9 protein-coding genes are annotated in these 13,903 nt (G+C 72.4%); 6 read left to right on the top strand and 3 right to left on the bottom strand.

The genetic code is table 11. The annotated features are described in order from the left end of the window. Nucleotides 1-2: 2 nt before the first annotated feature. From ACIBW6_RS08765 to ACIBW6_RS08755, 3 genes are all read right to left on the bottom strand, one after another. Nucleotides 3-197, bottom strand: coding sequence for a ferredoxin (locus tag ACIBW6_RS08765; protein ID WP_399058188.1), 195 nt, complete (start codon nucleotides 195-197; stop codon nucleotides 3-5). A 62-nt stretch (nucleotides 198-259) separates the two neighbouring features. Continuing rightward, nucleotides 260-1,489, bottom strand: coding sequence for a cytochrome P450 (locus ACIBW6_RS08760; RefSeq protein ID WP_399058186.1), 1,230 nt, complete (start codon nucleotides 1,487-1,489; stop codon nucleotides 260-262). Between the two features lie 177 nt (nucleotides 1,490-1,666). Then, complete coding sequence (locus ACIBW6_RS08755) at nucleotides 1,667-2,278, bottom strand: TetR/AcrR family transcriptional regulator (RefSeq protein WP_399058184.1); 612 nt, start codon at nucleotides 2,276-2,278, stop codon at nucleotides 1,667-1,669. A 244-nt stretch (nucleotides 2,279-2,522) separates the two neighbouring features. Between ACIBW6_RS08755 and ACIBW6_RS08750 the strand changes: the two genes are divergently transcribed. The 6 genes from ACIBW6_RS08750 to ACIBW6_RS08725 all read left to right on the top strand — a co-directional run bounded on the left by ACIBW6_RS08750 (nucleotide 2,523) and on the right by ACIBW6_RS08725 (nucleotide 13,901). Beyond that, nucleotides 2,523-4,400 (top strand): DUF4157 domain-containing protein, encoded by a 1,878-nt coding sequence (locus ACIBW6_RS08750; RefSeq protein ID WP_399058182.1) that lies wholly within the window; start codon nucleotides 2,523-2,525, stop codon nucleotides 4,398-4,400. Between the two features lie 124 nt (nucleotides 4,401-4,524). Then, nucleotides 4,525-6,489 (top strand): amino acid adenylation domain-containing protein, encoded by a 1,965-nt coding sequence (locus ACIBW6_RS08745; protein WP_399058180.1) that lies wholly within the window; start codon nucleotides 4,525-4,527, stop codon nucleotides 6,487-6,489. After that, complete coding sequence (locus ACIBW6_RS08740) at nucleotides 6,486-9,374, top strand: condensation domain-containing protein (RefSeq protein ID WP_399058177.1); 2,889 nt, start codon at nucleotides 6,486-6,488, stop codon at nucleotides 9,372-9,374. Before ACIBW6_RS08745 ends, ACIBW6_RS08740 begins: the two co-directional genes overlap by 4 nt. Before the next feature lie 23 nt (nucleotides 9,375-9,397). After that, complete coding sequence (locus tag ACIBW6_RS08735; RefSeq protein ID WP_399058175.1) at nucleotides 9,398-9,709, top strand: acyl carrier protein; 312 nt, start codon at nucleotides 9,398-9,400, stop codon at nucleotides 9,707-9,709. Further along, on the top strand, nucleotides 9,706-13,044 hold the full coding sequence (locus ACIBW6_RS08730; RefSeq protein ID WP_399058173.1) for a thioester reductase domain-containing protein: 3,339 nt from the start codon (nucleotides 9,706-9,708) through the stop codon (nucleotides 13,042-13,044). Before ACIBW6_RS08735 ends, ACIBW6_RS08730 begins: the two co-directional genes overlap by 4 nt. After that, complete coding sequence (locus tag ACIBW6_RS08725) at nucleotides 13,041-13,901, top strand: 3-hydroxyacyl-CoA dehydrogenase family protein (protein ID WP_399058171.1); 861 nt, start codon at nucleotides 13,041-13,043, stop codon at nucleotides 13,899-13,901. Before ACIBW6_RS08730 ends, ACIBW6_RS08725 begins: the two co-directional genes overlap by 4 nt. Nucleotides 13,902-13,903: the final 2 nt, after the last annotated feature.

Here is a 13,903-nt window from a genome sequence, read left to right as displayed (position 1 = left end):
GCTCACCGGTCCGCCAGGCGGATCGCCGCGGCGGGGCAGACCGCCGCCGACTCCCGTACGTTCTCGTGGTGTTCGGCGTCGGGAGCGGCGGTCAGCAGCTCGACGATGCCGTCGTCGTCCTGGTCGAAGACCTTGGGTGCCAGCAGGACGCACTGGCCCGACGCGACGCACTTGGGCTGGTCGACCTCTACGTGCATGGTGCTCCTCGTTTCCGGTCGTGACGGGGCGTGGGGGAGGGGGCCGCGGGTGACGGGGGGTGTCACCAGGTGACGGGGAGCGCGTAGACGCCGTAGACGAAACCGTCGTGCTTGAACTCCAGTTGGTCGATCCCGGTGGCGAGGGCGAGGGCGGGGACGCGCCGGTAGAGGGTGCTGTAGACGACCTGGAGCTCCATGCGGGCGAGCGGCTGACCCAGGCACTGGTGGACGCCGAAGCCGAAGGCGACGTGTCGTCGCGCGTCGCGATCCAGGTCGAGTTCGTCGGGGTTGCCGGGGAAGGCCGCGGGGTCGCGGTTGGCGACCTCGCCGCCGAGGATGATGCCGTCGCCGGCGCGGATGACCTCGCCGTCGATCTCGATGTCCGCGAGCGCCACGCGCCGCCGCCCCGAGTGCGTGATGTTCAGGTAGCGCAGCAGTTCCTCGACGGCCCCGGCGACCTGCTTCGGGTCCTCGCTCGCGCGCAGGCGGGCGAGCTGGTCGGGGTGGGAGAGCAGGGCCAGGGTGCCGAGCGCGATCATGTTCGCGGTCGTCTCGTGGCCCGCGCCCAGCAGTAGCACGCCCATCTGGGCGGCCTCGCGCCGGGTCATCGCGCCCGTCGCCACCTGCTTGGTCGCGAGCATGGACAGCAGGTCGTCGGCGGGGTGCCGTTCCTTCTCGGCGAGCAGCGCGTCGAGGTAGTCGGTGAGGGCGGCCGACGCCCGCGCCACCTCCTCGGGCGTCGCGTCGCGCCGCACGATGACCCTGGTGTTGCGCTGGAAGAGGTCATGGTCCGCGTACGGCACACCGAGCAGTTCGCAGATGACCAGGCTGGGGACCGGCAGGGCGAACGCCTGCACCAGGTCGGCCGGGGTGGGTCCGGCGAGCATCTCGTCGATCAGGCCGTCGACGATCTGCTGCACCCGCGGCCGCAGCGCCTCGATCTTCTTCACCGCGAACGGGCCGGTCACCATCCGGCGCAGCCGGGCGTGGTCCGGGTCGTCCATGGTGAGGAACGTGCGCCGCCCCAGGCTGCCGGCCTGCTGACCGGCCGAGCGGTGCGGGAAGCCGGGGCGTTCCTGGTCGGCGCTGACCCGCGGGTCGCTCAGCAGGGCCCGCAGCTGGTCGTGGCGGGCGACGAACCACGGCGTGCTGCCGTCCCAGATCCGCACCCGGGTGAGCGGCCGGCCGGTCAGCTCCCGCAGGGCCGGCGGCGGATCGAACGGGCAGCCCGCCGCCCGGGGACTGGGGTGGTACGTGAGTGCGTCCGCCGGAACCGTGGATGTGTCGGCCATGGTGTGCCTCCGTGGGGGAAGGGAGTGCGGCGGCACCTCTCGCGCAGCGTGAGGTGCCCTGGGCACCGCACGGCGTCAGGTGCTCCGGACGCCACACGGCGTCAGATGCTCCGGACGCCTCACAGCGTTAGGTGCCCTGGGCAACGATGCACGCCCGGGCGGCACTTGTCACCGGCGCTATCCAGCCAGGACCAGGTCGACCAGGTCCTCGGCCCTCTCCCGCAGCGCCGCCCGGTCGACCGCGAACGGCAGCGCCACCGCCATCGCCACCATCCCGTGCAGGGAGAACCAGAGCAGGTCGACGCGATGCGCCCGCTCCGGCCGGGCGCCGGTCCCGGCGTGCCACGCGCGGACGGCCTCCTCCCAGACCGCGCGCACCTGCCACAGCGGATGCGCCGGTACCTCCTCACGGGGCACCTCGACGCGCTCGATGCCGAACATGAGCCGGTAGACCCGGGGGTTGTCGAGCGCGAACCGGCAGTAGCGCTGTGCCATCGCGTGCAGGGCCGCCCGCGGCTCCCCGCCCTCGGCCCGCGCCTCGGCCAGCGCGGCGGCGAGCCGCCCGTAGGCGCGCCGCGTCAGCGTCTCCACCAGCTCCGCGCGGCTCTTGAAGTGCAGGTAGATACTGGGCGCGGCGATCCCGACCTCCCGGGCCACGGCCCGCAGCGACAGCTCGCCCTCCCGGCCGCTCTGCGCCAGCAACCGCGCGCCCGCCCGCAGGATCTCCTCCTTCAGCGCCTCGCCCTCGCCCCACTGACTCTGCGCCCGCCGTCTGAACGTCTCACCCATCTCCGGCCCCTTCCCGCCACGTCGTCGCGTCCGCGCCAAGTGTGGCCGGAAGAGGGGGCCCGGGCCCCGGTCGGTTCCCCCACGGGCAGAGTTGGGTGCGGGGCCCGCTGCCCGGACAGGCAAGGCCGCAGGTCGGGCGGGACACAGCCCCGGTCGCAGTGGCCAGCGCGGCGGGGCGCGGGTGTCGCGGGCGGTCCGCGCGGCCTTACGTTCGCAGTGTCGTTCTCGGTGAGTGGGAGGTCGGATGCACGCGCACGACAAGAGGTCCCGCTCGGACGCGAAGGACGCGAAGGGCGCGAAGGACGCCGAGGCCAAAGCGGCGCGCCCGGCCGCCCCGGCCACCGGTCTGACGGGTCTTCAGGGGAGCGTCGGCAACCGGACGGTGCTGAGCATCATGCGCCGCGAACGGGCGCGGGAGGAGCACCGGCACGAGGCGGGGTGCGGGCACGAGGACGCCCCGGCCCGCTCCGGCCCCGGCCCTCAGGGTGCCGTCATGCGCTCCGCCGCCGAGCCCGAGGGCGCTGTCACCCGCTCCGACGTGGAGGCCGGCATCGGCACCGGCGGGCGGCCGCTGGACCGGGCTACGCTGACGCGCAAGGAGGAGCAGTTCCAGGCCGACCTCTCCGGCGTACGGGTGCACACCGGGACCGCGGCGGAGCAGGCGGCCGCCGCGGTGCAGGCGCGCGCGTTCACCGTCGACCAGGACATCGTGCTCGGCGAGCACGGCAAGGACCCCCTCACGCTGGACCACGAACTCACGCACGCGGTCCGCAACCAGCAGCGCCGCTCCGTGGGCCACCCGACCGGCGGCGGGTTCAGCATGACCCACCCGCACGACAGCGAGGAACGCGAGGCGGCGTCGAACGCCGCCCGGATGCGCTCCGGCGCCCCCAGCGCGGTCCGGGGCACGGGCCCCTCCGCGCCGCGGGACACCTCCGCACCCGTGCAGCGCCTGACCGGCCCGGTCCAGCGCATGGAGGGGTTCGAGACCGAGATGGCCAAGCGGGTCAACGACGCGGCGGGCGGCAAACTGCCCGGCGACACCGACCTCGGCACCAGCCGCACCGAGGACTTCACGGTCGTCTCGGACAGCAGGACCCTCGACGCCGGCGGCTCGTACTCCAACGTCGAGTTCGTCTCGGGGGCCGTCCAGGTCGTCGGGACGCGGGCGACGGACGGCCCGGACGCGCTCGACCGGATCGTCGACGAGATGCGCCGGGTCCGCGATGACTTCTACGCCGCCGCCGAGGGGACACCGCTGGCCGACGCCACCATGCGGCTGACGCTGCAACCGGCCGCCGACGGCGTGACCCTCAGCAGCGAGGGCTACACGGAGCAGGCCGGGCAGGCGGGCCGCGGCGACGGGCTGTACGTGCAGTACACCATCGGCGTGCCGCTGGCCGGCATCCCCCCGGTCTTCGACAGCTACCGGGACGACCCCGGCAGCGTCGGCCAGAACGCGCTGCCGCGCGCCATGTTCCGGCTGAACCAGGCGAAGCCGTTCGCCCAGAGGGAACTGGAGCTGTTCGACGCGTCCGCCACCGGCAAGAAGCGCAGCCGCGTCGACACCGACTCGCTCGACGGCTACCTCCAGCTCTTCTTCACGCAGGTCGCCGCGGTGGCCGACTACCTCGCCACGGACGAGGACAGCGGCCAGATCAAGAACCTGACGATCTTCCTGTCCCGCTCGCCGCTCGCCGAGGCGTACGCGCTGCTCGACAGCGACATCCAGGGGTACCTGAAGCGGAACAAGAAGACCATCGTCGACCGCCTCTCCGCCTTCCAGGAGACGACGGAGACCGAGGGCGAGACACTGGAGTTCCGCGACCGGGCCACCCGCCAGATGCCGGGCCTCGACAAGGTCTCCCTGATGACCTACGCGTACTCGGGACTCACCGGCAACCCGGTCATCTCGCAGCAACAGGTCTTCGGCGGCATGCGCGAGATCACGCCGCACGCGGTGGAGGGCTCGACGGTGGTCCCGATGGAGATCCGCGCGATCGGCAACTACTTCAAGACCTGGGACGAGCTGAAGGCGGAGCTGCGCAAGATCGCGAACTGGGCGCAGCAGGGGTACACGCGGGACCAGGAGATCCACGGGCCGGGGGGTTCGCGCCGCTGAGCGGGCCGCACCGGGGTCCCGTGACGGCCATGGCGGGTTGCCGGACTTTTCCGGTCGCATTTAGCGATCACTTGATTACTTTGAGTGGCGCTCGGTGTCTGTCCGTGTGCGGCCGTGCACAAACATGCAACCTTCGGGGCTAGCCCCTGCCTCTGTGACGCATGCATCGTTCTTGGGTGTTGCTCGATGTTTCCATCGGGCCGACTCGCGGGTGATGTCCGACAGGTGTCCACGCACCTGTCTCGATGTGGCGGGGAGTGAGCAGGGCGTGAGAGCGGTCGGGCGGGTCCAGGATCTTGTTGCCGAATGGGTGGAACGCTGTCCGGCGCGGTGCGCGGTGCGCGTTCCGGCCACCGGCGAATCACTGTCGTACCGGGAGCTCTGGGACCTCTCGCAGGGGTTGGCCGGCGATCTCGTCGCCGCCGGGATCGGTCCGGGGGACGCTGTTCCGGTCGCCGTGGACAGGTCGCTCGAACTCGTTCCGGCGTTCCTCGGGGTCCTGCTCGCGGGCGCGGCTTACGTACCGCTCGACGCGATGGCCCCCGAGGCCCGGCTCCGGGGGATCCTCGACGAGGTGGGCGCCGAGCTGGTCGTCACCTACGGCCCCGGCTCGCGCCGCGAGCCGTGGGCGAGCCTGCCGGACGGCACCCGCCGTGTCCCGGTGCCCACGACGGCCGCGCCGGGCGCCGTCGTCGCGGATCCGGTCGCCTCCGACGCGGAGGCGCCCGCCTACATCTCCTACACCTCCGGATCGACCGGCCGGCCCAAGGGTGTGATCGTGCCGCACCGGGGTGTGCTCCGGCTGGTGCGGGATCCGGTCTTCTGCACCATCGGGCCCGGCGACCGGGTCGCCAACACGTGCAACCCCGCGTTCGACGTCACCACGTTCGAGATCTGGAACACCCTCACCGCCGGCGCCACCCTCGTCGTACTGCCCTCGGTGGTGACCGACCTGTCTCTGGAGGCGTGGGCGCGGATGGTGCGGTCGGAGGGCATCGACACGATGTTCCTCACCACCTCGCTGTTCCACACCGTCGGGCGGGAACGGCCGGAGACGTTCGGTGGACTGCGCACCCTCATCACGGCGGGCGAGCAGCTGGAGTTGGGCATCGTGCGTGATGTCCTGGCCGCCGCGGCACCCGGACGTCTGGTCAATGCCTACGGCCCGACCGAGGCCACGACGTTCGCCTCCTCCTTCGATTGCACGCCCGACAGTCTGGCGGGCCGCGACCGGGTGCCCATCGGACGCCCGATCCAGCAGACGACGCTGAAAGTGGTCGCCGACGACCTGTCCGAGGCGGCGCACGGCGAGGTCGGCGAGCTGTGCATCGGCGGTCCCGGCGTCGCCCTCGGTTACCTCGGCCGCCCGGAGCTGACAGCCGAACGGTTCGTCGTCGACGGCGCCACCGGCGAGACCCACTATCGGTCCGGCGACCTCTGCCGCGTGCTGCCGGACGGCACGATCGAGTATCTGGGGCGCGCCGACCGACAGGTGAAGCTGCGCGGCTTCCGGGTCGAGTTGCCTGAGATCGAGCGCGCGGCAGCGGCCACGGGGCTCGTGAGCGCCGCTTTCGTGGAAAAGGTGGGCACCGGGACGTCGGCGATGCTGGTCGGCTTCGCGCTGCCGTCCACGGCGGGGCCGAGCGAGCCGGACGACCTCCGCGAAGCCCTCGGCGGTGCGCTGGCCGACCGGCTGCCGTCCTACATGCTTCCCGGCCGGTGGGTCGTGGTGGAGCGGCTGCCGCTGGGTTCGACCGGCAAGGTCGACCGCACCGCGCTGTTGCGGTTGCTGGACGTCGATGCCGGCGCCGGTGATGACCCGGTGCTCGCGCGGCCGGGTGAGCCGGGCGGCGACGACACGCTGCTGGTCGAGCTGGCCCGGCTCTGGCGCGAGGTGCTCGGCGCCGGGGAGGTCGCGGCGGGCGACAACTTCCTGGAGCTGGGAGGCGACTCGGTGCGGGCCATGCAGCTCGTCTCCCGGATCGACCAGAGGTACGGCGTGCCGGTGGAGCCGGGCACGGTGTTGCTGCTCGACTCCCTCGCCGAACTGGCTGAGCACGTGCGGCAATTGGGGGCAGTGGCCGCATGAGTACCGAACTGCTGCGGCGCGGGGAGCGAGTCGTTGTGGCATCGGCCGGTCAGGAACGGCTGTGGCTGATCGAGGAGACGTCCCAGGGCACCGCCACCTACAACGTGCCCGTGTTCCTGACGTGGCGGGAGCGCATCGACGTGGTGGCGCTGGAATCGGCGCTGGAGTTCGTGGTCGAACGACACGAAGCCCTGCGCACGGCCTACGAGCTGCGCGACGGCCGGCTGCTGCAGATCGTCTGCGATCCGCAGGCACCGCCGATCGAGGTCATCGAAGCGGAGTCCACGGCCAGGGTCCGGGCCGAGGCCGTGCGGCGCGGACGCGAGCCCTTCGACCTGGCCAAGGGCACGGTGCTGCGCTGTGTCGTGTGGCGTGGGTCGCCCGACGGTGACGCCCTTCTGCTGGTGGTGCACCACATCGCGGTGGACGGCTGGTCGCTGGGGCCGCTCCTCGACGACCTCGCCGTCGCCTACGACGCCGCACTGCGGGGGGAGCGGCCCTCGGTGGACGGACTACCCGTCCAGTACGCGGACTTCGCCGTCTGGGACCGCGCCATGGCCCGGACGCCCGACATCCAGCGCGCGCTCCAGGAGCGCTCCGGCCAGCTGCTGGAGTCGTCCGGTGAACTCCTCCTCGACGGATGCAGCGGGCGCCCGGCCGTCGACGAGGGCGGACGCCGGGGGCGGCAGCGAGACTTCCCCGTCCCCCCCGAGGTGTCGGCCCGGGTGGGACAGCTGTCCCTGTCCCTGCGGGCGACGCCGTTCGTGTTGTGGTTCGCCGCCGTCCAAGCCACGCTGTACCGCTGGTCGGGGCGGCGGGACTTCCTGGTGGGCGCGGTGACCGCCAACCGGAGCCACCCCATGCTGGAACGGCTCGTCGGGTTCTTCGCCAACACCGTCCCGCTGCGCTGCGCGGTGGATCCCGAGCGGTCGTTCGCCGAGCTGTGCCGGAACGCACGGGCCGAGGCGTTCCGTTCGCTCAGTCACCAGAAACTCCCCTTCGACCAGCTCACCACCGCGGTGAACGCGGCACGCGGCACCGGCCGGTCGGCCCTGATCAACGTCGGCTTCGTGCACCAGGCCCCGCCCACCGGGCACCACCGGTGGGATCCTCCTGCCGAACTGCCCACCGGGACCGCCAAGTTCGACCTGATGGTGATCATCAACGAGGTCGGGGACGACCTGACCGTCACCATCGAGTACGACACCGATCGCTACTCGGACGATGCCTGCGACCGCTTCGGGCGCACCCTGGTCGAGTTGCTCACGGCTGCCGTCGGCGACCCGGACCGCCCGCTGACCGAATTCCTGGGCGAGCCTCCCGCGGTTCAGGGGGCTGCCCCGGCTCCGGCTCCCCGTAAGCGGGAGAACGCTCCGCTCACGGAGGAACAGCGGCGGGCGGCGGAGCTGTTCGCCGCCGTGCTGAGCGGCGGGGGCCGCCACTTCGGGGGCGGTGGCTCGCACGAGCTGACCGCCGACGCCAACTTCTTCGTCCTCGGCGGGCACTCGCTGCTGGCGGTCAGCATGCTCGCGGAGGCCGAGCGGCGGTACGGCGTCGAACTGTCCCCCCGTGTCTTCCTCGCCGACCCCACGGTCGCGGGACTCGCGCAGGCGCTGACGGCAGCGGAGGTCAGGCGCGACGCCCCGGCGGCCGTGGTCGATGACGGGCCGCGTCCCGCGACCTCCGCGCAGCAGCGCTTCTGGCTGCTGGACCGGATGCCGTGGCTGCGTCCGGCCTACCTCTCGCCCACCGTCGTCGAGTTGGCCGACGGAACCGACCACGAGGCGCTGCGGCGCGCCGTGGACACGGTGCTCGCACGGCATCCGGCGCTGCGGTCGCGGTTCACCCTCGACCGAAAGGAACGCCGGGTCCAGTACCGGACGGACGGGGCGCCCGCCGTCACGACGATCACCCGGTCGCCGAACGATCCGCCGGAGCACCTCGCCCGGACCTGCACCACCCCGTTCGACCTGGCCGAGGAGGCGCCGGTACGCGCCGACATCCTGTGTCTGGACGACCGGACGCTGCTGGCCCTGGTTCCGCACCACATCGTCGTGGACGGCTGGTCGGCCGGGATCCTCCTCGACCAGATCGCGACCGTCTACCGGCAGGACGGAGATCTCGCCGAGCCCGTTCACCCGGCGGCGGTCGCCGAGCCGGTCGACGCCCACCGTGTCCAGGCCGTCGTGGAGCGCCTGCGGGGCGCTCCCCTGGACCCTCCGCTGCCCCACGACCGTCCCCGGGGCGAACTCCAGTCCACCCGGGCGGCCACCGTCAGCGCCCGGATCGGGGACGACCACCTGCGGCGGCTGCGCCAGGTCGCCGTGGACGAGCTGGGCTGCAGCACGTTCGTGATCGCCGCCACGCTCATGGGCGCGGCGCTCGCACGCGGAGGCGGACGCGACTTCCTGCTCGCCTTCCCCTGGTCGGGGCGCGAGTCGACCGGCGCGGCCGACGCCGTGGGCATGTTCGTCAACACCCTGGTCGTGCGGGTGGACCTGACCGGCGAGCCCACCTGGCGCGAGCTGCTGGCCCGGGTCCGCGACGACGCCCAGGCGGCCTACCGGGACGCGACAGCCCCCTATGACGCGGTGGTCGAAACGCTCCACCCGACCCGGGACCTCGGCCGCCCGCCGCTCACCCCGCTCTACGTGACGTCCGCGAAGGAGCCGGACCTGCCCGCGCCCTTCGTGCGCCAGCTGGCCCCCGACCCGCTCTTCATCAAGTACGAGCTCGAACTGACCGCCATCGAGAGCGGCGACGACCTGGAGCTGGAACTGGCCTATGCGCCGGCGCTCTTCGACGAGCACACGGCGCGGGGCCTGCTGGACGCCATGGTCGCCGCGGCGGCGGACCTTTCCGAGCACCCCGATTCCCAGCCCTGACGGCACCCAGCAAGGAGACACCAGTGGACGAACAACTCCTCGATCGTGTGCGGGACGCGTGGGCCTTGGTCCTCGGCACCGACGACCCGGCGGGCGTCCCGCTCGACACGAACTTCCTGGAGGCCGGGGGCACCTCACTGCTGCTGATCATGCTGTGGGAGGAACTGTCCGAGCAGACCGACCGCGAGCTGCGCGTCTCGGACCTCTTCCAGCACTCCACGGTCCGCGCACAGGCCGGGCTGCTGGCCGGTGAGGCCGAACCCGTCGCCGCCGACGTCGCTGCCCAGGGGCCCGGCCGGGGCGACCTGCTCGGGCTGCGGGGTGCCGGCCGATGACCCGACCCACCGACATCGCCGTGATCGGCGTCGGGTTGCGGTACCCCGACGCCGACACGCCCCAGCAGTTCTGGCGCAACATCGAGCAGGGCTCGGTCGCCATGCGCGAGCTGACCGAGGAGCAGCTCGCGAACGCCGCCCTGCCCGACCGCGTCCTGGACGCCCCCGGTTTCGTGCGGATGGGCACCACCCTGCCCGGCGTGACCGACTGGGCCGCCGACTTCTTCGGCTACACGCCCAAGGAGGCCGAGACCATCGATCCGCAGCAGCGGATCTTCATGGAAGCCGCCTGGGAGGCGCTGGAGGCCGCCGGCCACCCGCCGCACGACCGCGGACCCCGGACCGGGGTCTTCGCGGCCAGCTACGCGGGGCACTACTCGGCCGCCGTCTTCAACGACAAGGCGCGACGGCGGGGGCTGCGCGCGGCGATCGACGACCTCGACCTGACCGTGGGCAGTCAGCCGGACTTCCTGACCTCCCGCGTCGCCTACAAGCTCGGCCTGCGAGGCCCCTCCGTCAGCATCCAGACCGGGTGCTCGGCATCGCTGTACGCGTTGCACTACGCGACGCTCAGCCTGCTCTCCGGCGAGGTCGACATCGCCCTCGCCGGCGGGGCGACCGTCATAGAGCCGTTCCTCGGATATCTGCACGCGCCCGGCGGGGTGTTGTCCGAGGACGGATTCTGCCGCTCCTACGACGCCTCCTCCACCGGCACGATCTACAGCTCCGGCATCGGCGTCGTGGCGCTGCGGAGACTGTCGGACGCACTGGCCGACGGCGACCCCGTCCTGGCGGTCGTCCGCGGCAGTGCGGTCGGCAACGACGGCGGCGACCGGCTCGGGTACGTCGCGCCGAGCCCGGTCGGGGTGTCGGACGTCATCGGCTCCGCGCTGCGGGTGGCCGACGTTGCGGCCGAATCGTTCGTCTACGCCGAGGGGCACGGCACCGGAACGGCCGTGGGCGACGAGATCGAGCTGATCGCGCTGCGCCGCGCGTTCCGGGCCTTCACCCGCGAGACCGGGTACTGCGCGCTCGGCTCCACCATGACCAACATCGGGCACAGCGGCCCCGCAGCCGGGATCGCCGGATTCATCAAGGCCGTCAACATCGCCCGGACGGGCGTTCTGCCGCCGCACCCGATGTTCGACAAGCCGCGTACGCCCGACGTGATGGCGGACAGCCCGTTCTACGTGACGACACAGGCGCGGGAGGCCACCAGGTCCGACCGGCACGTACTGGTCAACTCCATGGGCGTGGGCGGGACGAACGCCTCCGTGGTGCTGGGTGCGCCGCCGGCCCCGACCCGCGCCCCGGCGCCCGAGCGGCCGATCGTCCGGCTGACCGTCTCGGCGCGCACCCGCGCCGAACTGGACGCGCAGTGCCGCCGTCTCGCCGACACGCTGGACACCGGCGACCTGCCGGTGGCCGACGTCGCGCACACGCTGCGCGTCGGGCGCGCGGGCTTCGCGGAGCGCCGCGTCGTCACCGCCGCCGCGGACGAGCTCGCCGCCGCTCTGCGCCTGCCCCGGCCGCCCGCCGTCCGCACCCGGCGCGCCGAGACGCGGCGCGCCGTCGTGGTGCCCGCCGACGCGCCCGAGGCACTGGTGGCCGCACTGCCCGGCCACACCGCCGCCACCGCCGGAGCGTACGAGATCACCCTGGACGGCACGGACGACGACGCGGTGGAGAAGGCACTGACCACCGCGTGGCTGAACGGCGTCGAGGTCGACTGGGCGGCCTTCTCCGGCGGCACCGGCAGGCGCGTGGAACTGCCGACCTACCCGTTCACGCGCAAGCGCCACTGGCTGCTCGACCGCATCGACGTCCTGCGCACGGACGCCCCCACCGCCGCGACGGAGACCGCGCCCCGTTCCGACTCGGCCGACCCGCTGGAGCACGAGCTCACCGAGATGTGGCAGGAGCTCTTCGGGGTCGAGTCCATCACCGCCGACGACGAGTTCGGCGCCCTGGGCGGCAGCTCGCTTCTGTCGGTGCAGATGGCGCTGGAGGTCCAGCAGCGGTACGGCGTGCTGGTCAACCTGCACCGAGCCGGCGGCAGCGAGGCGACGGTCCGCAAGGTCGCCCGCATCGTCCGCGGCCTGATGGCGGGGACCGGGGCCGAGACGGACGGCGTGGACGCCGCCGACGGCGACGGAGCCCTGGTCGACCAGGACCTCCAGCTCCCCATCGGCGAGCTGGCCGCCGAGGAAGCCCCCGGCACCGACGTCCTGCTGACCGGCGCGACCGGGTACCTGGGCGCGTTCCTGCTGGCCGACCTCGTGCGCCACTCCGGTGGACGGGTCTACTGCGTGGTGCGGGCGCAGGACGAGGCGGCCGGTATGGCACGGCTGCGCGCGAACGCCGAGAAGTTCGGCCTCCCGGAGCCCGACCCCGGCCGCGTGCACGTGGTGCCGGCCGACCTCAAGGACATCGGCGTGGCCTGCCGTCTCTACCGGGACGGTGAACTGGCCAAGCGCGTGGGACACATCGTGCACTGCGCCGCTCAGGTCGTCTTCACCGAGCCCTACCGGGTGCTGCGCGACAGCAATGTCCTGCCCCTGGTGGAGCTGCTGACCTGGGCCCGGTCCAAGGGGATCCGCGACTTCAGCTACGTCTCGACGCTCGCCGCCGCCGCACCACCGGACGAGAGCTCGTCCACGCTGCTGGAGACGCGCGAACAGCCGCTCAACCCGATGCTCGGCGGCTACGGCGTCAGCAAGTGGGTGGGGGAGCGGCTGCTGGAGCGCGCGGACGAGGACGGCATGCGGTGCAGGGTCTTCCGCCCCGGCATGATCATGGCGTCCTCCGAGAGCGGGGCCTGCAACGACCGTGACCTCATCTGGTTCGTTCTCGCCAGCGGGCTGGCCGTGGGCGCGCATCCGGTGGACGACCAGGCCATTCCGGTCTCGCCCGTGGACGTGCTGTCGCGCGGCTTGGTCGAGCTGGCGCTCTCGCCCGCCTCGGCGGGGCGGGCCTTCCACCTGGTGCACGAGAAGTCGATCAGCCTGCCCAGGATGTTCGAGCTGCTCGGTGAGGTGGGCTGGCCCACCCGCCCGATGCCGCTGCCCGACTGGCAGAAACTCGTCGGCGACGAAGCGATCAAGAGCGGCAACCAGGTCATGTCCACCACCGCCCTCTGGGAGCAGGAGGACGCCTTCCATCTCGACGAGGACGGTGTCCAGGCGCGCAACTGGCGGACCTGGCTGCGGCGCAACAAGGTCGACCCGAACGTCACCGGTGAGCAGTTGCTGGCGGGGCTGCGGTACCTGGCCGGCCGGCTCCCCGAGATCGCCGAGATGGTGCCCGACCTGGTCGAGAAGACGGAGAAGCGATGACCACCACGCCCCAGCACCGACTCGCGGTGCTCGGCGCCGGCAGCATGGGTACGGGGATCGCCACGCTCGCGACCGGCCGGGGCATCCCGGTCGTGCTCGTGGACGTGTCGGCCGAGGCACTCGTCACAGCCGAACGGACGGTGCCGACCCAGCGTCGGCTGGCCCAGATGATGGGATCGCTGCCCCGCGGCGCCGAGCCCGGCACGCTGACGACCACCACCTCGATGGCCGACATCGCCTGCTGCACCGCAGTGGTGGAGGCGGTGACCGAGATCCCCGAGACCAAGGCGAAGGTGCTCGCCGAGGCACACCGGACCACGCCGGATGCCGTGCTCATCTCCAACACCTCGGCGATCCCGATCGATGAGCAGGCCGACGCCGTGGCGCGCCCGGAACTGCTGCTGGGCGTCCACTTCATGAACCCGCCGTACCTCATCAGCACGGCCGAGACCATCCGGGGACCGCGCACCGGACAGGCCGCCATGGACGCCGCGGGCGCGCTGCTGGACGCGCTGGGCATCACGCAGGTGGTGGTCGGTGACGGCCCCGGGTTCGTCATCAACCGGATCCTGCAGCGTTCGATCAACGAGGCCTCGCACATCGTCGCCGAGGGGGTCGCGACACCGGAGGCGGTGGACGGCGCCTTCCAGGGCTGCCTCGGACACCCCACCGGCCCGCTGGCGACCGCCGACCTCATCGGTCTGGACAACGTCGTGGACACCCTGCGCGTGCTGCACGAACGGACCGGCGACGCCGGATATCTGCCGAGCGGACTGCTGCTGGCCAAGGTCGAGGCGGGCGACCTCGGCCGCAAGACCGGCCGCGGATTCTTCGACTACGACACCGCAGGAAGGTGATC

This window comes from Streptomyces sp. NPDC049813 (assembly GCF_044465085.1).
Taxonomy (GTDB): domain Bacteria; phylum Actinomycetota; class Actinomycetes; order Streptomycetales; family Streptomycetaceae; genus Streptomyces.
Note: the sequence above shows the minus strand (reverse complement) of the source record. Positions and strands in the feature narration are given on the sequence as shown.